Raw genomic sequence first — 22018 nt, forward strand, 5'->3', positions numbered from 1 at the left:
ATTATGGAATCGTTTTTCTGGAGCTACGTCTGGCCCGCGCTGATCATGGTCGGCCAGTCCCTGCTGCTTCTCGTTTGCCTTCTGGTGGCCATCGCCTTCCTTCTGCTTGCCGACCGTAAGGTCTGGGCAGCCGTGCAGTTGCGCCGTGGTCCCAACGTCGTCGGCCCCTTTGGTCTGTTCCAATCCTTCGCCGACCTTTTGAAATTCATCCTGAAGGAACCCGTCATTCCGGCGGGCGCCAACAAGGCGGTCTTCCTTCTGGCGCCGCTGGTTGCCGTAACGCTGGCGCTCGCCACCTACGCGGTCATCCCATTTGCCGATGGCTGGGTCGTTGCCAATATCAATGTCGGCATTCTCTACATTTTCGCGATTTCCTCGCTTGAAGTGTACGGCATCATCATGGGCGGCTGGGCTTCGAACTCGAAGTACCCGTTCCTCGGCGCGCTTCGTTCGGCGGCGCAGATGGTGTCCTACGAAGTGTCGATCGGCCTCGTCATCGTCACCGTGCTTCTGTGCGTCGGCTCGCTCAACCTCACGGATATCGTTCTGGCGCAGCGTACCGGCCTCGGCACAATGATAGGTCTGCCGGCCTCGTTCCTCGACTGGCACTGGCTGTCGCTGTTCCCGATGTTCATCGTGTTCTTCATCTCGGGCCTTGCCGAAACCAACCGTCCGCCCTTCGACCTTCCGGAAGCGGAATCGGAACTGGTGGCCGGTCACATGGTCGAATATGGCTCGACGCCTTACATGATGTTCATGCTCGGCGAATATGCTGCGATCGTCCTGATCTGCTGCCTGACGACGATCCTGTTCCTTGGTGGCTGGCTGCCGATCGTGGATGTGTGGTTCCTGAACTGGATTCCGGGCATTGTCTGGTTCGCGCTCAAGGGCTGCATGGTTTTCTTCATGATCGCTCTGGTGAAGGCCTTCGTTCCGCGTTACCGCTATGACCAGCTCATGCGCCTTGGCTGGAAGGTATTCCTGCCGCTGTCGCTCGCCATGGTCGTTATTGTTGCATTCGTATTGAAGCTGACGGGGTGGGCCGGTTGATGTCCGTACTCCTCGCTCAGAAATCTGGAGTTTGAGATGGCAAGCCTTTCCCAAGCCGTCAATTCACTGTTCCTCAAGGAGTTCGTCGGTGCGATCTTCCTGACGATGCGCCACTTCTTCAAGCAGAAGGCCACGGTGAATTATCCTTTCGAAAAGGGCCCGGTGTCTCCGCGCTTCCGCGGCGAGCACGCGCTGCGCCGTTATCCGAACGGTGAAGAGCGCTGCATCGCCTGCAAGCTGTGTGAGGCGATCTGTCCCGCTCAGGCGATTACCATCGAGGCCGGTCCGCGCCGCAATGACGGCACCCGCCGCACGGTGCGTTACGACATCGACATGGTGAAGTGCATCTATTGCGGTTTCTGCCAGGAAGCCTGCCCGGTGGATGCCATCGTAGAAGGCCCGAACTTCGAATTCGCGACGGAAACCCGCGAGGAGCTCTATTTCGACAAGCAAAGGCTTCTCGACAATGGCGACCGCTGGGAGCGTGAAATTGCGCGCAACCTCGCACTGGATGCGCCTTACCGTTAAGGCGCAACCGTCTTTCCGGGGGAGACCCCGGAAAGCGAAGAAAGAGTAAAAGAGCCTGCACGGTTATCGCCGGCGGGGACGAAACGGGTAGAGCGCGCGATTGCGCGGTCTTTGCCCGGATGAGGACAAGAAGGCACCAACATGGGTCTGCACGCTGTATTCTTTTATATATTCGCTTTCGTCGCCGTGGCGTCTGCGTTCATGGTCATCGCATCGAAGAACCCTGTTCATTCGGTGCTGTTTCTGATTTTGACCTTCTTCAACGCAGCCGCGCTGTTCCTGCTGACGGGGGCCGAATTCCTCGCCATGATCCTGCTCGTCGTTTATGTCGGTGCGGTGGCGGTGCTCTTCCTGTTCGTCGTCATGATGCTGGATGTGGATTTTGCGGAGCTGCGCTCCGGCGTGCTGCAATATGCGCCGATCGGTGCGCTGATCGGTATCATCCTCGCGGCTGAACTGATCGTCGTGGTCGGCGGCAGCGTGCTTAACCCGCAGGCGGCCAAATCGATTACCATGCCGATCCCGTCACCGGCCGTGCGCACCAATACGGCCGCGCTGGGCGACGTGCTCTATACCAATTACGTCTACTTCTTCCAGCTTGCCGGTCTCGTGCTGCTGGTGGCCATGATCGGCGCCATCGTGCTGACGCTGCGTCACCGCACCGACATCAAGCGGCAGAACATATCCACGCAGGTCGGCCGTGACCCGAAGACCGCCGTCACCACGGTCAAGGTCAAGCCGGGCCAGGGCATCTGAAGGCGCGAACGGATCCAAGGAAACAGAATATGGAAATCGGTCTTTCCCACTACCTGACGGTCAGCGCGATCCTCTTCACGATCGGCATCTTCGGTATCTTCCTCAACCGGAAGAACGTCATCGTCATCCTCATGTCGATCGAACTCATCCTGTTGGCGGTCAACATCAACATGGTGGCGTTCTCGGCTTTCCTGAACGACATCGTCGGCCAGGTCTTCGCACTGTTCATTCTGACCGTCGCAGCCGCCGAAGCGGCCATCGGTCTTGCAATACTCGTTGTCTTCTACCGCAACCGCGGATCGATCGCTGTCGAAGACGTCAATATGATGAAGGGCTGATAAGGCTATGATCTACAAGGCTATCGTCTTTCTTCCCCTGATCGGCTTCCTGATTGCCGGCCTGTTTGGCCGGTCGATCGGCGCCAAGGCTTCGGAATATGTCACCACCGGTCTGATGATCGTGGTCGCCGTCCTGTCGTGGATCGTCTTCTTCTCCGTCGCGCTTGCCCATGGCGAGCCGGGCGAGGTGATCAAGGTCACCGTGCTGCGCTGGATCCAGTCCGGCGGCATCGACGTCGAGTGGGCGTTCCGCATCGATACGCTGACGGCCGTCATGTTCGTCGTCGTCAACACCGTCTCGACGCTGGTGCACCTCTATTCGATCGGATACATGCACCACGATCCGCATCGTCCGCGCTTCTTTGCCTATCTTTCGCTGTTCACCTTCGCCATGCTGATGCTGGTGACCTCCGACAACCTGCTGCAGATGTTCTTCGGCTGGGAAGGCGTTGGTCTGGCGTCGTACCTGCTGATCGGTTTCTGGTTCAAGAAGCCTTCGGCGTCTGCTGCTGCCATGAAGGCGTTCATCGTCAACCGTGTTGGCGACTTCGGCTTCATTCTCGGCATATCAGGCGTCTTCGTGCTGTTCGGCTCGATCAATTTCGAAACCATCTTCGCTGCCGCCAGCACCTATCTGCCGGCTGAAGGTGCAGCTTCCACCGAAACCGTCATCAACCTGTTCGGCATGCAGCTGGACAAGGCCAATGCGATGACGGGCGTCTGCCTGCTGCTCTTTATGGGCGCCATGGGTAAGTCGGCGCAGTTCCTGCTGCACACCTGGCTGCCGGACGCGATGGAAGGCCCGACCCCTGTGTCCGCCCTCATTCACGCCGCAACCATGGTCACCGCCGGTGTCTTCCTGGTTGCCCGCATGTCGCCGCTGTTCGAATTGTCGCATGATGCGCTCACCGTCGTGACGCTGGTCGGCGCCATCACCGCCTTCTTCGCAGCGACCGTCGGTCTCGTGCAGAACGATATCAAGCGCGTGATTGCCTATTCGACCTGCTCGCAGCTCGGTTACATGTTCGTGGCACTTGGCGTTGGCGCTTATGGCGCGGCCGTGTTCCACCTCTTCACGCATGCCTTCTTCAAGGCACTGCTGTTCTTGTGCGCCGGTTCGGTTATCCATGCCGTCGATGGCGAGCAGGACATGCGTTACATGGGCGGCCTGCGCAAGCATATCCCCATCACCTTCTGGACGATGACCGTCGGCACGCTTGCGCTGACAGGTGTGGGCATTCCGGGCACGATGATCGGCTTTGCCGGCTTCTTCTCGAAGGACGTGATCATCGAATCCGCTTATGCGTCCCATTCGGTGCTGTCAGGTTTCGCCTTCACGCTGCTGGTCATCGCCGCGCTGTTCACCAGCTTCTATTCCTGGCGTCTGGCGTTCATGACTTTCTTCGGAAAGCCGCGCGCTTCGGCTGACGTGATGCACCATGTGCATGAATCGCCGATGGTCATGCTGATCCCGCTCTTCATCCTCACAGTCGGCGCGATCTTCGCCGGTGTTGTCTTCGAAGGTTACTTCTTCGGCCATGAATATGCCGAGTTCTGGAAGGGTGCTCTCTTCACGCTTCCGGAAAATGAAATCCTTGACGAGTTCCACCATGTTCCGCTGTGGGTCAAGTGGAGCCCGTTCTTCACCATGGCACTTGGTTTCGTCACCGCATGGTACATGTATATCAAGTCGCCGGAGACGCCGAAGCGTCTGGCAGCGACCCATCGCGGCCTCTATCAGTTCCTCTTGAACAAGTGGTATTTCGACGAGCTTTACGACTTCCTCTTCGTGCGTTCCGCAAAGGCGCTCGGCCGCTTCCTGTGGAAGAAGGGCGACGTGGCGGTCATCGACCATTATGGACCGAACGGCATTGCAGCGCGTGTGGTTGACGTGACCAACCGCATGGTCCGCCTGCAATCCGGTTACCTTTATCACTATGCCTTTGCGATGCTGATCGGCATCGCGGCGCTTGTCACCTGGATGATGCTCGGGAGTGCGTTTTGATGACCGATTGGCCAATTCTTTCAACGGTCACCTTTCTGCCGCTCGTCGGCGTGGTGCTCTTGCTGCTGACCAATGAGAACGGCCCTTACGGTCGCCGCAACATTCTCAACGTCTCGCTGCTGACGACCGTTTTCACCTTCCTGGTGTCGCTGTTCGTCTGGATCGGCTTCGATAATTCGAACCCCGGTTTCCAGATGGTGGAGAAACACGCATGGTTCGGCAACATCGCCGCCTATCATCTGGGCGTCGACGGCATCTCCATGCTGTTCGTCATCCTCACCACCTTCCTCATGCCTTTCTGCGTGCTGGCAAGCTGGCAGTCGGTTGAAAAGCGCATCAAGGAATACATGATCGCCTTCCTGCTTCTGGAAGTCGTCATGATCGGCGTCTTCGTGGCGCTGGATACCGTTCTTTTCTACGTCTTCTTCGAAGCAACGCTGATCCCGATGTTCATCATCATCGGCGTCTGGGGCGGCAAGGATCGCGTCTACGCATCCTACAAGTTCTTCCTCTACACGCTGCTTGGCTCGGTTCTGACCATGCTCGCCATCATGGCGATGTACTGGCAGTCCGGCACGACCGATATGACGGAATTGCTGAAATACGGCTTCCCGGCCGGCATGCAGACGTGGCTATGGCTTGCCTGTTTCGCGGCATTCTCGGTCAAGATGCCGATGTGGCCGGTGCACACCTGGCTGCCGGATGCGCACGTGCAGGCGCCGACCGCGGGTTCCGTCATTCTGGCAGGCGTCATGCTGAAGCTTGGCGGTTACGGTTTCATCCGTTTCTCGCTATCGATGTTCCCCTTGGCGTCGGACTATTTCGCACCCTTCGTCTTCACGCTGTCGGTTCTCGCCATTATCTACACCTCGCTGGTGGCGATGATGCAGGACGACATCAAGAAGCTGATCGCCTATTCCTCCGTCGCCCACATGGGTTACGTGACCATGGGCATCTTCGCGGCCAATGTGCAGGGCGTGCAGGGCGCAATCTTCCAGATGCTGTCGCACGGCATCGTGTCGGGCGCGCTCTTCCTCTGCGTCGGCGTCGTTTACGATCGGCTGCATACCCGTGAGATCTCTGCCTATGGCGGTCTCGTGAACAACATGCCGAAATATGCCGTCGCCTTCATGATCTTCACCATGGCCAATGTCGGTCTGCCCGGCACCTCCGGCTTCGTTGGTGAATTCCTGACGCTGATCGGCGTATTCCGCGCCAACACGCTGGTCGCGCTGTTTGCGGCAACCGGCGTCATCCTCTCGGCCGCTTACGCGCTGTGGCTTTACCGCCGCGTGATTTTCGGTGCGCTTGAGAAGGAAAGCCTGAAATCGATGCTCGATCTGTCAACCCGCGAAAAGGTCATCCTTTATCCGCTGGTTGCGCTGACGATCTTCTTCGGCGTCTATCCGGCTCCGGTTTTCGATGCGACAGCCGCTTCGGTCGATCTTCTGGTAAACAACTATACGGCTGCATTGCAGGCGGCGCAAAATGTTGCGCTTTCTATGAATTGACGACAGGACCCGTTGGACATGACCGCTGAAATTCTTTTTGCCAGTCTGCACATCGCGACGCCCGAGCTGATCCTAGCGGTCGGCGCGCTGGCGCTGCTCATGATTGGCGTCTTCTCGGGCGACAAGTCGACAACGACGGTCACGGGCCTCTCCGTGGCCCTGCTGCTCGTCGTCGGTCTCTGGATCGTCTTTGCGCCCGCTTCGGGTGTGGCTTTCGGCGGCGTTTACGTCGCCGATGCCTTCGGCAACTTCATGAAGGTGCTGGCGCTGATCGGCTCGATCACCGCCATGATCCTTTCTGTCGGCCAGAGCCGTTTTGAGCCGGTCGGCCGGTTCGAATATCCGGTCCTTCTGGTTCTGGCGACGCTCGGCATCCTGCTGATGATTTCGGCCAACAACCTGATCTCGCTCTATATGGCGCTGGAGCTGCAGTCGCTTGCGCTCTACGTCGTCTGCGCCATCAACCGGGAAAGCCTTCGCTCCACCGAAGCGGGCCTGAAATATTTCGTTCTCGGTGCGCTCTCCTCGGGCATGCTGCTTTACGGCATGTCGCTGGTTTACGGCTTTACCGGCAATACCGGCTTTACCGAAATCGCCCAGGTTCTAACGGCGGAGACCCGTTCGCTGGGCCTCGTCTTCGGTCTGGTTTTTGTTCTTGCCGGTCTGGCATTCAAGATTTCGGCCGTGCCGTTCCACATGTGGACGCCTGATGTTTATGAGGGTGCGCCGACACCGGTCACGGCCTTCCTGTCTGCCGCTCCCAAGATCGGCGCCATGGCGATCTTCGTTCGCATCGTTGTTGACGCTTTCCAGCCGGTCTTTGCCGACTGGCAGCAGATCGTCGTCTTCATCTCCATCGCTTCCATGCTGCTCGGCTCGTTCGCGGCAATCGGCCAGAAGAACATCAAGCGCCTGATGGCTTATTCTTCCATCGGTCACATGGGTTACGCGCTGGTTGGTCTTGCGGCGGGCACCGAGGCCGGTATCTCGGGCGTCATTCTCTACATGACCATCTACATGGTCATGACGCTCGGCACCTTCGCCTGCATTCTCTCCATGCGCCGCAAGGAAATCGGCAATGTCGAAAATGTCGAGGATCTGGCCGGGCTTTCGTCGACCAACCCCTTCATGGCAGTTGTTCTGACGATCCTGATGTTCTCGCTTGCCGGCATTCCGCCGCTCGCCGGATTCTTCGGCAAGTACTACGTCTTCCTTGCTGCCATCGAAGCCAAACTCTATCCGCTTGCCGTCATCGGTGTGATCGGCTCGGTTGTCGGTGCGTATTATTATATCCGCGTCGTCAAGGTCATGTGGTTCGATGAAGCCAAGGGCAGCTTCGAGCGTCCAGCTGGCGAACTGAAAATCGTTTATGCGCTCTCTGGACTGTTCGTCGTCGCTTTCATCGTCTTCGGTGGTGCGCTCGGTAATGCAGTCACGGTTGCGGCAAAGACGTTCTTTTGAGCAATACGCACAAGCATACGGGCCGGATGTCCATCGATGACTTCCGGCACGAGGCGATGGCGGAAACGCCATCGACCAACATAGAATGTTTCGCCCGGGCAAGGGCAGGCGATGGCGGCAATCTGTGGATCACCGCCATCCGCCAGACTGGCGGGCGCGGTCGCCGCGGCCGGCCTTGGGTGTCTGAACCAGGCAATCTCTACGCTTCGCTTCTTCTCATCGATCCCGCGCCAATGGACCGCATCGGTTCATTGCCGCTTGCCTTTGCGCTCGCCGTCTACCGCGCCATTCGCGCTGTGTTACCGACCGGTGGCGAACCGCTAGAGATAAAATGGCCGAATGACGTGCTGATCGGGCGCCGGAAGACCTGCGGCATTCTGATGGAAGCCGAACTTCTGCCGGATGGACGCCGCGCCATCGTCATCGGCATCGGCATCAATATCGCCCACAAGCCTGAAAATCCGCTTTATCCCGTCACCATGCTGTCCGAACACGGGGCGTCGTGCTCCCCCGACGAGCTGTTCGCGCATCTCTTCCGCGAGACAGCGGATGTGCTGCAAAGCTGGGATGAGGGCAGGGGCGTTTCCGGTGTCATGGCCGGATGGCGGGCGGCTGCCTGCGGTATCGGCGAACATATCACCGTCAATTTTCCGGATCGCTCGATCGGCGGGCGTTTCGTTGGAATTGATGATAATGGTTATCTGCTGCTGGATGAGGATGAGGGCACAAGGCGCTCCATCGCCGCCGGCGACGTGTTTTTTGGATGAGGTGGACGGCGTGTCTTCAAAGACCCGCGCCGAACCTCTTCCCACAGGTTGGAGCTTTCCTGCTGCTCATGAAAAGCAGGGTGACAGACCGGCTCCGCATCGGCCCGGTCGATCAGATGATGTTTCATGTCCGATGCTGTTAAACGGGCGGCTGGGCGCGGCATATTGCCGTCGCCAGCGCGCTCTCGTGAGTGGATAAGAAGAACAATGACTAAACAGGACGAACTGGTATTTCTGCCGCTTGGCGGCGTCGGCGAAATCGGCATGAATCTGGCGCTGTACGGCTACGGTCCGGAAAGCAAGCGCCAATGGATCATGGTGGATTGCGGCGTTACCTTTGCCGGTCTCGATCTGCCTGGTGTCGATCTGGTTCTGCCCGATATCAGCTATATCGCCGAGCAGAAGAAGAACCTCAAAGGCATCATCATCACCCACGCCCATGAGGATCACTACGGCGCGCTGAACGATCTGTGGCCGGGCCTCAACGTGCCCGTCTATGCCTCGGGTTTCACCGCCGGCATGCTGGAGGCAAAGCGCGCCTACGAGGGCAGCCGTGCCGAAATTCCAATCACCCCGTTCAAGGCGGGTGATCGCATCAATGTCGGCCCGTTCGAAATCGAGGCCGTCGGCGTCAACCATTCGATCCCCGAGCCGATGTCGCTGGTCATCCGCACGCCGCTTGGCAATGTCATCCACACGGGCGACTGGAAGATTGACGAGGCGCCGTCTCTCGGTCCGTTGACGGATGAGGCGCGTTTCCGCGCCATCGGCGAGGAGGGCGTGCTGGCGTTGATGTGCGACAGCACCAACTCGCTGCGTGACGGCGTATCGCCTTCGGAGCACGAAGTGTCTGAGGGGCTGCGCCAGATCATTGAAAATGCCGAGGGTCGCGTGGCCATCACCACCTTCTCCTCCAATGTCGGCCGTATCCGCTCCATCGCGCAGGCTGCGGAAGCTGCCGGACGCGAAGTGCTGCTGCTCGGCTCGTCGCTGAAGCGCGTCGTCAACGTTTCGCAGGATCTCGGCATCATGGAAGGTATCAAGCCGTTCCTGGCTGAAGACGAATACGGCTATATTCCGCGCAACAAGGTGGTCGTCATTCTCACGGGTTCGCAGGGCGAGCCGCGGGCAGCCCTTGCCAAGCTTTCGCGCGATGAGATGCGTAATGTAGCGCTGGCTGCCGGTGATACGGTAGTATTTTCCTCGCGCGCCATTCCCGGCAACGAAAAGGCGATCATCGAGATCAAGAACGGCCTGATAGAGCAGGGCATCCATATCGTTACCGACAATGAGGCTTTGGTGCATGTCTCCGGCCATCCCCGCCGTAACGAACTTCTGAGGATGTACGAATGGACCAAGCCGCAAATCCTGGTGCCGGTGCATGGCGAGGCGGCGCATCTGGTGGCGCAGAAGGAACTGGCTGAACAGGCCGGCATTTCTCAGGTGCCGAAGGTTCGTAACGGCAACATTCTGCGTCTGGCGCCTGGTCCTGCGGAAGTCATCAACGACGCACCGCACGGCCGCGTCTTCAAGGACGGCAACCTCATCGGTGACCTCGACGAGATGGGGATCAGCAATCGTCGCAAGCTTTCCTTCGCCGGCCATGTCTCCGTCAATGTGCTGCTGGACAGCCGCTACGACTTCCTCGGAGATCCCGATGTCGTACCTTTCGGCCTGCCGGAATTCGATGATGAGGGCGAGGACATGGAAGATACGCTCTATGACGCCGTACTCGGCGCCGTGGAAAGCATCCCTCGGGCCCGCCGCAAGGATCTTGCGCTGCTGCGCGAGTCAGTGCGCCGCGCCGTACGCGCCGCTGCCAATCAGGCATGGGGCAAGAAGCCGATCGTGACGGTTTTCGTCACCAAGGTCTGAACCGGAAAATCCCGGGTTTTCAAACCGTCACGCCCCGTCATGTCCGGGCCATCTCGGACATGACGCAATCGCCGTCCGCGATCGTTCCTTCTCCTCTCTTGCAGCTTTTTATACATCTTGCAGGGAAGTGATTCCGGTTCGCGGATGAATGCGTTACAAGGGGCGCATCACGCAGGAGGACGTCATGCCGCTTCTTTCGGTCTTCGCCATTTATTTCATCGTCTGGTGGACGGTGCTTTTCGTTGTGCTGCCGATTGGCCTTCGCACTCAGGAGGAAGACGGCGATGTGGCGATTGGCACGGTTGCAAGCGCCCCGTCAAGGTTCAGGGGCGGGCGCATCGTGTTGTGGACAACGCTGATATCGGCTTTGATCTGCGGGCTCTGGTACGGCGTAACCTGGTGGTTCGGCGTCAGCATGGACGACCTTCCGAGAATTATCCCGGTTTTCGACTGAAGCACTTCACCCACGCGCCAGGATTAAGCGCGCCGTAGATTTGCAGCGTGGTGGGCTTCGTGATGCGATTTAAGGCAACATAAGCTGTGCTGCCGTTTTATGAACGGTCGCTACAAGATGCGCCAGTGCTGTCACATGGATGTCATATCAGTCGTGCACACACCATGAGAGTGTCTGGCGGGCAATTCGCTGTCACAATTTTACCGAAATAACCATTCGGGGTTGTGAACTTCGCCGGAATCAAAAAAAAACAAGGCATTTCAGCCTTGTTTTTCAGGTTTCGCGTGATCTGTAACCGTTACCGGGGCAGCGACAAGCGCGCCTAAGATCGAATCCTCCCAAGACTGACCGCGAAAACGGCAAGAATTTAGACTTCCTGCCTCTTTTGTGAGCTAAAGTTAGCCCAATCACCCATGCTTGTCATCTCATTTTTTGCATATTTGTTACAGTCGGCAAAAAATTCCCTGTGGTGCAATTTGTCGCACCGGATCAAGAATAATATTCCGGCCAAAGCGTTTTGACGCGAATTAGCTATCGCGAAAATGCCACGAAATCGCCTGGGCAGGTCTTTGCATGGCGGGTTTTCTTCTTGGTCAGAAACAGCTATGTACGGCGCCAATATCCCTCTATTCGGGGCGATTCCCGCGCCTTTGCGTGTTGTTGCCCATACCAATGGAAGTCGTCATGCGTCTCAGCCGTTATTTCATGCCCATCCTGAAGGAAAACCCCAAGGAAGCGGAGATTGTCTCCCATCGCCTCATGCTGCGTGCGGGCATGATCCGGCAGCAATCGGCTGGCATCTATTCCTGGCTACCGCTCGGCAAGCGCGTTCTGGACAAGGTCAACAGGATCATCCGCGAGGAGCAGGATCGCTCGGGCGCGATCGAGCTTCTGATGCCGACGCTGCAGACGGCTGAGCTGTGGCAGGAGAGCGGCCGTTATGACGATTACGGCAAGGAAATGCTGCGCATCAAGGACCGTCAGGACCGCCAGATGCTGTATGGCCCCACTAACGAGGAGATGATCACTGACATCTTCCGGTCCTATGTGAAATCCTACAAGAACCTGCCGCTGAATCTCTATCATATTCAGCTGAAGTTCCGCGACGAGGTGCGCCCCCGTTTCGGAACCATGCGCTCGCGCGAGTTTCTTATGAAGGATGCCTATTCCTTCGATCTGACCAAGGAAGACGCGATCCACTCCTATAACAAGATGTTCGTGGCTTACCTGCGCACATTCGAACGGCTTGGCCTGCGCGCCATTCCCATGCGTGCCGATACCGGCCCGATTGGCGGCAATCACAGCCACGAATTCATCATTCTGGCCGATACTGGCGAATCCGAAGTCTTCTGCCACAAGAGCTTCCTCGACCGCGCCATCCCCGCCGATGATACCAACTTCGACGATGTCGCAGCCCTTCAGGGCGTTTTCGACGAATGGACGGCCGACTATGCCGCCACCTCGGAAATGCACGACGAAGCTGCTTATGACGCCATTCCCGATGGCCAGCGCCTTTCCGCGCGCGGCATCGAAGTCGGCCACATCTTCTATTTCGGCACCAAATATTCCGAGCCGATGGGCGCCAAGGTGCAGGGTGCTGATGGCAAGGAACACCCCGTTCACATGGGGTCCTACGGCATTGGCCCGACACGCCTTGTTCCCGCCATCATTGAAGCATCGCATGACGAGAACGGAATCATCTGGCCGGCTTCGGTCGCTCCTTTCGATGTCGTGATTATCAACATGAAGGCAGGTGACGCAGCCTGTGATGCGGCGTGCGAAAAGCTGTATTACTCGCTCTCCAATGCCGGCAAGGATGTTCTTTATGACGATACGGACGACCGCGCGGGCCAGAAGTTCGCGACTGCTGACCTGATCGGCGTGCCGATGCAGATCATCGTCGGCCCACGTTCGGCAGCGAACGGTGAAGTCGAGGTGAAGGATCGCAAGACCGGCGACCGTGAAACCGTCACAATCGAAGCGGCAATGAACAGGGTGCTTGGCTAAGCGCGAAATGGTGAAAGTGACGAGCGGTTTTCGCCTGAAATCCGCTCCAGCTTTATGAGATCAAGATCAGGGGTCGGTTTTTTGTGAAAACCGGCCTTTCAAGTTCAGATCAGGGAGACGACATGGCAAAAGCCGAGGCTGACAAGGGTGCGGCTCCTTCCGCCCGGGAAAGGACCGCCCGGCCGTTTTCTGCTTTCGAGCGCATGGTGGCTTGGCGCTATCTGCGGTCGCGGCGCAAGGAAGCGTTCATTTCCGTCATCGCCGGCTTTTCCTTCGTCGGCATCATGCTGGGCGTCGCGACGCTTATCATCGTCATGGCTGTCATGAACGGTTTTCGAACGGAGCTGATTTCGCGCATTCTCGGCATCAACGGCCATATGATCGTCCAGCCGATCGATCAGCCCTTCAACAATTACGATGAGCTGGCGAAGAAGTTCTCCGCCATTCCGGGCGTGACGATGGCCCTGCCGCTGGTAGAGGGGCAGACATTGGCCTCCGGTCGCGGTGGCGCCGGCTCCGGTGCGCTCGTGCGCGGCGTTCGCCAGGACGATATCGACAAGATCAAGGAAGTCGCCACCAACGTCAAGACCGGCGATCTCGTCGGCTTCATGGCGGGCGACGGGGTTCTGGTTGGCTCAAGGCTTGCCGCACAGCTTGGCGTGACGGCGGGTGACGATATCACCCTCATTTCGCCTGAAGGCGATGTGACGCCGATGGGTGTAAACCCCCGCGTCAAATCCTACAAGATTTCGGGCGTCTTCGAGATCGGCATGTCGGAATATGACGCGTCGATGATCTATATGCCGCTGTCCGAAGCCCAGCTTTATTTCAATGCCGAAGGCCTGGTGCAATCCATCGAGCTTTACGTCAGTCGCCCAGACAATGTGGACGGCATCCGCCCGCTGGTGGAGCAGGCAGCTGAACGGCAGATCTATATCACCGACTGGAGACAGCGTAACCAGACCTTCTTTTCCGCCCTGCAGGTGGAAAGAAACGTGATGTTCATGATACTGACGCTCATCGTTCTGGTGGCGGCGCTCAACATCATTTCCGGCCTCATTATGCTGGTTAAGGACAAGGGCAGCGATATCGCCATTCTGCGCACCATGGGCGCCAGTTCCGGCGCCGTCATGCGTATCTTCTTCATGACGGGAGCTGCCATCGGTACCGTCGGCACATTCGCCGGTGTGGCACTTGGCGTCATCGTCTGCCTCAATGTGGAATCCATCCGGCAGTTCTTCTCCTGGGTATCGGGCACGGTGCTGTTTGATCCACAGCTCTATTTCCTCAGCCAGCTTCCGGCCGAAATGGATATCAGCGAGACCATTACCGTCGTCATCATGGCGCTGACGCTTTCTTTCCTGGCAACCATCTTTCCGGCATGGCGGGCTTCCAAGCTCGATCCGGTGCAGGCCCTGCGTTACGAATAAGGACCGCTTCACAATATGGCAAAAAAATCAGTGCTGCGGCTTACCGGCGTCGAGAGGACCTATGGTCAGGGCGAGACGTCGCTCTCCATTCTGCGCAAGGCCGATTTCGAGTTGAAGAGTGGTGAGATGGTGGCGCTTGTTGCCCCCTCGGGTACCGGCAAATCCACGCTGTTGCATCTCGCTGGGCTTCTCGAACATCCGGATGCTGGCGAGGTCTTCATCAATGACGCGCCCTGCAATGGTCTGCCGGATGAAAAGCGCACGGCGATCCGCCGCAGCGACATCGGTTTTGTCTACCAGTTCCATCATCTGCTGCCGGAGTTCACGGCGGTGGAGAATGTGATGATGCCGCAGCTCATCGCCGGTTTGACGCAGGGCGAGGCCCGCAAGCGTGCGAGCGCGCTGCTCGATTACATGCGGGTCGGCCATCGCGGCGAACATCGCCCTGCTGAGCTTTCCGGCGGTGAACAGCAACGTGTGGCGATCGCGCGTGCCGTTGCCAACGCACCGCTCCTGCTTCTCGCCGACGAGCCGACCGGCAATCTCGATCCCGAGACCGCGCATTACGTGTTCGATGCGCTGGAAGCGCTGGTGCGCCAGTCCGGCCTTGCCGCACTGATCGCCACCCATAATCACGAGCTTGCCAACCGCATGGACCGCCGCGTGACGCTTGCAGACGGCAAGATCGTAGACTTCTGATCGTGATGCAGTAAGGCGACCATAGCGCCGCCTTTGCGATCTTTTCTGCGGCTGAGTCTGTCTACGTTCAGGTTTCCCGCGAAGCCACTCGTCCTTCCACAATTGAATTTTCACGAACCCGGAGGTGTTTTTGCCTCCGGGTTTTTTTGCTTTGGAGTCAGTGGCTTGCCATTCACGAAGGTGGAACCGCAGCCGATTCTGCCGCGTTAGCAAGGAGACTATCAATAAAAGCCTGTTGACAATCGAACAAAATGAGAACAAAGTTAGAACATAACGAGTAAGGAGAGACCAATGACTGATTTCATCCGTGACGTTGCCGCTTTCGCCTCCATCGCTGTGTTCGTCGCCAGCTTTTCGGTGATCCTCACTGCCCTGTGAAGGGCACACCGGCGCAGAAGCCTGTATAGACGCCGAAAGGCGGTGGACTTTGAAGGCCGAAAATCGGAAAATCGCCCCCTCGATTCAGAATGACAGGATGACGATATGGGCGAGACGGTTACGCGTGGAGAGACCTCTGGCGAAACGCTGAAAACACCCGGTTTCGTCCATCTGCGGGTTCACTCCGCTTACTCCCTGCTTGAGGGGGCTTTACCCCTCAAGAAAATCATGTCCAAGGCCGTTGCAGACGGCCAGCCGGCCATAGCCATTACCGACACCAACAATCTTTTCGTCGCGCTGGAGTTTTCCGAAAAGGCGCGTGATGAGGGCTTGCAGCCGATTATCGGCTGTCAGGTGTCGATCGACATGCAGGATGCGGTGGATGATCGCCGCAATCACAACAGCCACCTTGCCAAGCTTCCAGCCATCGTGCTGCTCGCGGCTGATGCCGGAGGGTACGAGCGGCTGGTGGACCTTATCAGCCGCGCCTATCTGGAGGGCGAAAGCGGTGGCCAGTCCGTGCATATTACCCGTGCATGGCTGGAGGAGGCCTCCAATGCCGGGCTGATCGTGCTGACGGGTGCCTCCGGTGGTCCGGTGGATATGGCTCTGAAGGAAGGGCATACGGCGCAGGCGAGAGAACGCCTGCTGGCGCTGAAATCACTCTTCGGTGACAAGCTTTATATCGAATTGCAGCGTCAGTCCGGTTTCGACCGCGTCCATGAGCGGCGTATGATTGGACTTGCTTATGAACATGATATTCCGCTGGTCGCCACCAACGAGGCCTTCTTCCCTTCGAGGGCCGATTATGAGGCGCATGATGCATTGATGGCGGTGGCGCATAACGCCATCGTTTCGGATGACAGCCGGTTCCGCCTGACCCCCGACCATTATATGAAAAGCCGTGAGGAGATGGCGGAGCTGTTTGCCGACCTTCCGGAGGCACTGGAAAACACCGTCGAAATCGCAATGCGGTGTTCTTATGTGCTGAAGAAGCGTGGGCCGATCCTGCCGCGCTTCACCGGTGCCAGCGACGATCCCGAAGCGGCGCAACGGGCAGAGGCCGAAGAGCTTCGCCGTCAGGCCGTCGAAGGTCTTGATCTTCGCCTCGCGGCCCTCGGCATGGCACCTGGCTACACAGAGCAGGAATATCGCGACAGGCTGGATTTCGAGCTTGGCGTCATCGAACGCATGGGTTTTCCCGGTTACTTCCTGATCGTTGCGGACTTCATCAAATGGGCGAAGCAGCAGGATATTCCAGTCGGCCCCGGCCGCGGTTCGGGTGCAGGCTCGCTCGTGGCCTATGCGCTGACCATCACCGATGTCGATCCTCTGCGCTTCTCGCTGCTGTTCGAACGCTTCCTCAATCCCGAACGCGTGTCGATGCCCGACTTCGATATCGACTTCTGCCAGGACCGCCGCGAAGAGGTGATCCGCTACGTGCAGCGCAAATATGGCCGCGAGCAGGTGGCGCAGATCATTACCTTCGGTTCGTTGCAGGCTCGCGCGGCATTGCGCGACGTCGGCCGCGTGCTGGAAATGCCCTATGGACAGGTGGACAAGATCTGCAAGCTGGTCCCCAACAACCCGGCCAATCCGACGCCGCTGTCAAAAGCGATCGAGGAAGAGCCGCGTCTGCAGGAAGAGGCGGACAAGGAACCCGTCGTTGCCCGACTTCTGGATATCGCCCAGAAGATCGAGGGGCTTTACCGTCACGCATCCACCCATGCTGCCGGTATTGTCATTGGTGACCGGCCGCTGTCGAAGCTGGTGCCGATGTATCGCGATCCGCGCTCCGACATGCCGGTTACCCAGTTCAACATGAAGTGGGTGGAAAGCGCCGGCCTCGTCAAATTCGACTTTCTCGGTCTGAAGACGCTGACGGTGCTGAAGGTTGCCGTCGATTTCGTTGCCAAACGCGGCATCAAGGTGGATCTCGCCGCAATTCCGCTGGACGACGCCAAAACCTACGAGATGTTGTCACGCGGCGAAACCATCGGCGTGTTCCAGGTGGAAAGTGCCGGCATGCGGAAGGCGCTTATCGGCATGCGCCCGGACTGCATCGAGGACATCATTGCGCTGGTGGCGCTTTATCGTCCGGGTCCGATGGAAAACATTCCGGTGTACAATGCCCGCAAGCATGGCGAGGAGGAGCTGGAGTCGATCCACCCCACCATCGACCATCTCCTGAAAGAGACGCAGGGCGTTATCGTCTATCAGGAACAGGTGATGCAGATCGCCCAGGTTCTGTCAGGTTATTCGCTCGGCGAAGCCGATCTTCTGCGCCGCGCCATGGGCAAGAAGATCAAGGAGGAGATGGACCAGCAGCGCGAGCGCTTCGTAGACGGCGCGATCAGAAACAGCGTGTCGAAGCCTCAGGCCAACACCATCTTCGACCTTCTGGCGAAATTCGCCAATTACGGCTTCAACAAGAGCCACGCCGCCGCTTACGCCATCGTGTCCTATCAGACCGCCTATATGAAGGCGCATTATCCGGTGGAGTTCCTTGCGGCCTCCATGACGCTGGATATGGCCAACACGGAAAAACTCAATGATTTCCGCCAGGATGCCAGCCGTCTCGGTATAGAGGTCGTGGCACCTTCGGTGCAGACGTCCTTCCGGCAGTTCGAGACGGGTGAGAACCGCATCTATTATTCGCTGGCCGCCATCAAGGGCGTGGGCGAGGGCGCGGTGGAACACATCGTTACCGTGCGCGACGGCAAGCCATTTGCAAGCCTGGAGGATTTCTGCCTGCGCATCGATCCGAAGCAGATCAACCGGCGTGTGCTTGAAAGCCTCATCAATGCTGGCGGTTTCGATTGTTTTGGCCGCGACCGTGCCGAGATGATCGGCGGGCTGGACCGTATCATCGGTTATTCGCAACGCGCGCAGGAAAGCCGTGTTACCGGCCAGTCGGACATGTTCGGCTCCGGCGGCGCAAGCGGCCCGGAAAAGCTCATCCTGCCTGCTTTCCAGCCTTGGCTCGCCTCGGAGAAACTGCTGCGCGAATATCAGGTGCTCGGTTTTTACCTGACCGCACATCCGCTCGATACCTACCGCCCTGTATTGGAAAAGTTGCGGGTGCAGAATTTCGCCGATTTTTCCGCCGCAGTGAAACAGGGTGCGACCGCCGGGCGTCTGGCCGGCACCGTCACCGGCAAGCAGGAGCGCAAGACCCGGACCGGAAACAAGATGGGTATCGTCACCTTCTCCGATGCCTCCGGCCAATATGAGGCGGTGTTGTTTTCCGAAGGGCTTGCCCAGTTTCGCGATCTGCTCGAGGTGGGCAAATCGCTTGTTATCACCGTACAGGCGGAAGAGCGCCCTGAAGGCATCGGTCTTCGCATCCAGACGGCGCAATCGCTCGAGGAAAAATCCGTCCAAATGCAGAAGGCGTTGCGGGTTTATGTGCGCGATTCAGGCCCGCTCAAAACCGTTGCCCGCCACCTCAATACCAAAGGTGACGGATCGGTTTATTTCATCGTCATCAAGGACGAGGGGAGCCGTGAGATCGAGGTGGAGCTGACGGAGAAATATCGTATTTCCCCTGAGATCGCCGCCGCACTTCGCTCTGCCCCCGGCGTTGTTGATGTGGAGCTGGTGTGAGGCCTCAAGCGCTCAAACCGGCCCTTCCTTTGTCACGGTAATGAAGTCCGTCCCCATCCCTGTCTCCATCTGGTGACTGAGGTCGGAAACGGTAATCGAACTGCCGGTTGAAAGCTCTTTCTCGATTCGGGAGCGAATTTCGGCCGGTATTTCAAGGCGGCCGAGTACGGCGCTTAGCTGGTCAAAGCCACCGGGCGCTTCGGTAACGGTGATGCCGAGCCGTTTGCGGGCTGCGGCCGGCAGATGGTTTTCCAGTGTTACGCCATTCCATTCGGCGGTTCCGGCTGCGCGGTTAACGGCAACGGCTTCGAAGAAATGCGTTCCGAGTGCCACCTCGGGATCCTTGATGTCGATCGCAGCCTCGAATAGCGGCTTGAAATCCTGTCGCACCATGATCTGGCCATTCGGTGGATGATCTTCGCCGGCGGATGCGTAAAGCGCAGCGACGAAATCGTCGGTCAGTAGCGGCCCGGTGGTTTTCAGCCCCTTCCAGCGCTTGAAACCGTTGACGGCGCTGATCGTCATTTCTCCGGTATAGCCGTCCGGTGCGCCGGCATCGAAGCCAAGGCGGGTCAGCACGGCCTGAATATCCATCACCTTTTCGCGCTCGCCGCGCCGGGTGATGAGGATGCGCAAGGGCGAGGGCTCCTTGCCTTCGGCCATCGGTTTGATGGCTTGCGTTTTTTCATTCACGGCCACCTCAACGGTGCCCAATGCGGCGTCGAAGGTCGCGGGGCGCAGCTCGACGTCGGATAAAAGCAGCTTGCCGTCATCGGCATCGTCCCGCGGCTCAAACAGGGCTGAATGTTGTACGGAGCGCAGAGAAACCGGCCGGTCGGTGATAATGACATGCACGCCGTAGCGGGTCTCGCCGAACAGCGACTGCGCGAATTTCGAAGGCAGGCGCACGCAGCCATGCGAGGCCGGGTAATTTGGCACCTTGCCTTCGTGCAACGCGATGCCCGACCATGTCAGTCGCTGCATGAAAGGCATGGGCGCGGCCGAGTAGATGTTCGATTCGTGGTATTTGCGTTTTTCCAGAATCGAAAAAATGCCGCTCGGCGTCTCATGCCCGGCCTTGCCGGTTGAGACCTTGGATGTAGCAACGATCTCGCCGTTCTCGTAAAGCGCCAGCGATTGATCGCTTTTCGAAACGACGATCTGCAGGGACTTGTTGTCGGCGGCAAGCGCCGGAAAGGCAAGAATGCTGGCCGACAGCATGCCGGTCAGAAGACGGAAGCGAAGGGACATGACGCAATACACCACATGCACAAAACTTCGTTTACTCAACCACGCGAAGTTTAATGAAGTTTAAGGATAGGGCGTCTGCCACATCACTAATTTGTGTAATATCTAAAATAGGGGCGGGGTGTTGCAGGCCGCAGGGTTTCACGGCGTTTGCAAGCGGCATGGCCGCTATTTGCGTGTGCCGAAAGTGTAGCCGGTCTCGACGCTGCCCTTACCGAACTTGTTGCGCAGCTTGTCCATTGCCGCTTCCGCCGCCGCCCGCCGTTCCGCCTGCCTGTCGACGAGATCAGGAGGATCGGCAAGGTCCGCATCGCGCAGATCACTGACGCCTATGCCGATCAGGCGAAACTTGGTGCCGTCGGTTTCTTTCGCAAGCAGCGAAAGGCCAGTGCGGAATATGCGGTCGGCAAGCTGGGTAGGGTCATCAAGCTTGCGGTTGCGGGTGCGGAGTTTGAAATCGGCCGTCTTCATTTTCAGCACAACCGTCTGACCGGAAATGCCGCTCTTCTTCAGGCGCCAGGCAACTTTTTCGGAAAGCGACCGCAGGATCGGTACGAGGTCCTCGTGCCGGGAAATATCGTTGAAGAAGGTGGTCTCGGAAGACACGCTTTTCACGGGGTCGTTATTGTGCACGTGCCGTTCATCGATGCCGCGCGAAAGCCGGAACAGCCGTTGTCCCATCACGCCATAGCGGCGCATCAGGTCGCCTTCCTCCATCTCCTGCAACTGCGCGATCATGCGGATGCCGTCCGCCTCCAGCGTCGCCGCAAACGCCTTTCCAACGCCCCATATCGTCGTGACGGGCCGTGCGGCCAGAAAGGAAAGCGCTTCCGCTTCGCCGATCACAGAAAAGCCGCGCGGTTTTTTAAGGTCGGACGCGACCTTGGCCAGAAATTTGCAGTAGGACAGCCCGGCCGAGACGGTCACGCCCACTTCTTTTTCCACCCGTTTCACAAATTTCGCCAGAACCCGGGCCGGCGGATCGTGATGCAGCCTCTCCGTTCCGGAAAGATCGAGAAACGCCTCGTCTATGGAAAGCGGCTGCACGAGCGGTGTCAAATCCTGCATCATGGTTCGGATCTGACGGCCGACGCGGCTGTATTTTTCCATGTCGGGCTTGATGACCACGGCGTCTGGACAGGCTTCCAGCGCCTTGAACATCGGCATGGCGGAGCGCACGCCCTGGATGCGGGCAATGTAGCAGGCAGTGGAAACCACGCCGCGTTTTCCGCCGCCGATGATCAACGGCTTGTCGGCAAGCTCGGGATTGTCCCGTTTTTCAACGGAGGCGTAAAACGCGTCGCAATCGATATGGGCGATGCTAAGGTCGTAGAGTTCGTCATGGTAGACGAGGCGGGGACTGCCACAGGCGCGACAACGCCTCAGGTCCGCTGGCTGGCCGGCCAGACAGTCGCGGCAAAAACCGGGATCATAAAGATGCGACGTGGACATGGGCCGAAAACAAAACCAGAACGTCGCCAACCATACTCCGGCCGTGACGGTGGCTCAAGGGGTGGCCTGTCAATACTCACCCGAATCCAGCCCCGGGCCGGAAAAATGGTGCCAGGCGGCGGCAACCGTTTCGGGGGATGTTTCGGTCGCCGCGCAGAAGGCCATGAGGTCTGGTTCGTGGCTCATCAGAAAATCGGTGAGCCCCGCCAGAAAGCCGGGATCGTGGGCGGCATGGCGCAGCATATTGGCCTGCAATCCGCTCAGCGCCAGAAAACGCCCGAGCATTTCCGGCTCGTTTGCCAGCCAGCCAAGTATGGCGGCTGCCGTTTCTTGCGGATCTTTTCCTGCATTGTCTTTGTTTTTTGTATCTCTCAGCATTTCTCTACCGAAGTTACCTATTTTGAAACCAAATCGTTCTAGCCTTGCGCAACAAATGGACGATGGAATCGGTTC

Annotated in this window: 17 protein-coding genes; 14 read left to right on the plus strand and 3 right to left on the minus strand. The window is 58.3% G+C overall.

What is annotated here, in order from left to right; all coding sequences use genetic code 11:
• Positions 1-3 precede the first annotated feature (3 nt).
• The 14 genes from nuoH to dnaE all read left to right on the plus strand — a co-directional run bounded on the left by nuoH (position 4) and on the right by dnaE (position 18865).
• On the plus strand, positions 4-1050 hold the full coding sequence (gene nuoH / locus ACQZ5Y_RS21555; protein WP_013635951.1) for an NADH-quinone oxidoreductase subunit NuoH: 1047 nt from the start codon (positions 4-6) through the stop codon (positions 1048-1050).
• A 36-nt stretch (positions 1051-1086) separates the two neighbouring features.
• Positions 1087-1578 (plus strand): NADH-quinone oxidoreductase subunit NuoI, encoded by a 492-nt coding sequence (gene nuoI, locus ACQZ5Y_RS21560; RefSeq protein WP_003512679.1) that lies wholly within the window; start codon positions 1087-1089, stop codon positions 1576-1578.
• A 141-nt stretch (positions 1579-1719) separates the two neighbouring features.
• Positions 1720-2334 (plus strand): NADH-quinone oxidoreductase subunit J, encoded by a 615-nt coding sequence (locus ACQZ5Y_RS21565; protein ID WP_003512680.1) that lies wholly within the window; start codon positions 1720-1722, stop codon positions 2332-2334.
• A 29-nt stretch (positions 2335-2363) separates the two neighbouring features.
• Positions 2364-2672: an NADH-quinone oxidoreductase subunit NuoK gene (gene nuoK / locus ACQZ5Y_RS21570; protein WP_003496445.1), complete on the plus strand. Its 309-nt coding sequence runs from the start codon at positions 2364-2366 to the stop codon at positions 2670-2672.
• A gap of 7 nt (positions 2673-2679) precedes the next feature.
• Positions 2680-4677: an NADH-quinone oxidoreductase subunit L gene (nuoL, locus tag ACQZ5Y_RS21575; protein ID WP_174049397.1), complete on the plus strand. Its 1998-nt coding sequence runs from the start codon at positions 2680-2682 to the stop codon at positions 4675-4677.
• On the plus strand, positions 4677-6188 hold the full coding sequence (locus tag ACQZ5Y_RS21580) for an NADH-quinone oxidoreductase subunit M (RefSeq protein WP_013635953.1): 1512 nt from the start codon (positions 4677-4679) through the stop codon (positions 6186-6188). The genes nuoL and ACQZ5Y_RS21580 overlap by 1 nt, the downstream gene beginning before the upstream one ends.
• A gap of 18 nt (positions 6189-6206) precedes the next feature.
• Complete coding sequence (gene nuoN, locus ACQZ5Y_RS21585) at positions 6207-7649, plus strand: NADH-quinone oxidoreductase subunit NuoN (protein WP_003512691.1); 1443 nt, start codon at positions 6207-6209, stop codon at positions 7647-7649.
• Between the two features lie 26 nt (positions 7650-7675).
• A complete protein-coding gene (locus ACQZ5Y_RS21590) occupies positions 7676-8416 on the plus strand; it encodes a biotin--[acetyl-CoA-carboxylase] ligase (RefSeq protein ID WP_025593259.1) in 741 nt (246 codons plus the stop codon).
• Between the two features lie 207 nt (positions 8417-8623).
• Complete coding sequence (locus ACQZ5Y_RS21595) at positions 8624-10291, plus strand: ribonuclease J (RefSeq protein WP_003512693.1); 1668 nt, start codon at positions 8624-8626, stop codon at positions 10289-10291.
• 148 nt (positions 10292-10439) lie between these two features.
• Positions 10440-10745, plus strand: coding sequence for a DUF1467 family protein (locus ACQZ5Y_RS21600; protein ID WP_003512694.1), 306 nt, complete (start codon positions 10440-10442; stop codon positions 10743-10745).
• A 684-nt stretch (positions 10746-11429) separates the two neighbouring features.
• Positions 11430-12752 (plus strand): proline--tRNA ligase, encoded by a 1323-nt coding sequence (gene proS, locus ACQZ5Y_RS21605; RefSeq protein ID WP_003512695.1) that lies wholly within the window; start codon positions 11430-11432, stop codon positions 12750-12752.
• 122 nt (positions 12753-12874) lie between these two features.
• A complete protein-coding gene (locus ACQZ5Y_RS21610) occupies positions 12875-14182 on the plus strand; it encodes a lipoprotein-releasing ABC transporter permease subunit (protein WP_003512696.1) in 1308 nt (435 codons plus the stop codon).
• Positions 14183-14197: 15 nt separating this feature from the next.
• Entirely contained in the window at positions 14198-14881 is a 684-nt protein-coding gene (locus tag ACQZ5Y_RS21615) for an ABC transporter ATP-binding protein (RefSeq protein WP_013635957.1), read from the plus strand.
• 483 nt (positions 14882-15364) lie between these two features.
• Positions 15365-18865, plus strand: a complete 3501-nt coding sequence (gene dnaE, locus ACQZ5Y_RS21620; protein WP_111799016.1) for a DNA polymerase III subunit alpha — start codon at positions 15365-15367, stop codon at positions 18863-18865.
• A gap of 12 nt (positions 18866-18877) precedes the next feature.
• Here the strand turns inward: dnaE and ACQZ5Y_RS21625 are convergent, their stop codons facing one another.
• The 3 genes from ACQZ5Y_RS21625 to ACQZ5Y_RS21635 form a co-directional block, all read right to left on the minus strand.
• The gene (locus tag ACQZ5Y_RS21625) at positions 18878-20116 is read right to left on the minus strand and encodes a L,D-transpeptidase family protein (RefSeq protein ID WP_174049398.1); all 1239 of its coding nucleotides are present in this window, start codon (positions 20114-20116) and stop codon (positions 18878-18880) included.
• Positions 20117-20281: 165 nt separating this feature from the next.
• Positions 20282-21565, minus strand: a complete 1284-nt coding sequence (locus tag ACQZ5Y_RS21630) for a DNA polymerase IV (protein WP_174049399.1) — start codon at positions 21563-21565, stop codon at positions 20282-20284.
• A gap of 69 nt (positions 21566-21634) precedes the next feature.
• On the minus strand, positions 21635-21943 hold the full coding sequence (locus ACQZ5Y_RS21635) for a DUF3572 domain-containing protein (RefSeq protein ID WP_080798728.1): 309 nt from the start codon (positions 21941-21943) through the stop codon (positions 21635-21637).
• Between the last annotated feature and the right edge of the window lie 75 nt (positions 21944-22018).

It is taken from the genome of Agrobacterium sp. A3-95 (assembly GCF_053521785.1).